The organism is Pseudomonas bananamidigenes (assembly GCF_001679645.1).
GTDB classification, from domain to species: Bacteria; Pseudomonadota; Gammaproteobacteria; order Pseudomonadales; family Pseudomonadaceae; genus Aquipseudomonas; species Aquipseudomonas bananamidigenes.
Window position 1 is genome coordinate 1 of the sequence record NZ_LRUN01000129.1, and the last position, 500, is coordinate 500.

Sequence of the window (500 nt, forward strand, 5' to 3'; positions counted from 1 at the left end):
TTCCTGGTGCAGGGCATTCCGAGCAACGACATGCGTTTCTGGGTGGCAATGCTGCTGGTGCAGTCGCTGCCATACGTGGCGGCGCTGATCATGGCGTTCCTGTCGTCGCTGCCGAAACCGGCGGCAGCGCCTGAACCGGCACCTGTCGTCTAATTCCTCGACGAAGCACTAAAACGGCGGCCAATGGTCGCCGTTTTGCTTTAAGATAACCGCCATTTTGCGGGGCCAAGGCCCCGATGGCCTGCCACTAGACCTGTGGAGCGAGCTTGCTCGCGATGAGTCCGTCACATTCAACACTTATGTTGAACAGGACATCGTCATCGCGAGCAAGCTCGCTCCCACATTTACAGCATCCGGAGTTTTCCATGACGGCCCACGCCGACCTCTCGCCGACCCTCCAACTGGCCATCGACCTGATCCGCCGTCCGTCCGTGACGCCGGTCGACGCCGATTGCCAGACGCAGATGATGCAGCGCCTGGGCGATGCCGGTTTCCAGCTG

General features: G+C 60.8%; 1 protein-coding gene and 1 pseudogene. Both read left to right on the forward strand.

What is annotated here, in order from left to right; all coding sequences use genetic code 11:
• Positions 1-153, forward strand: a 153-nt coding sequence (locus BBF94_RS28530; protein ID WP_176704518.1) for a hypothetical protein, incomplete at its 5' end; no start/stop codon positions are given.
• Positions 154-365: 212 nt separating this feature from the next.
• Positions 366-500: pseudogene (locus BBF94_RS27850) on the forward strand (succinyl-diaminopimelate desuccinylase); the annotation flags it as partial.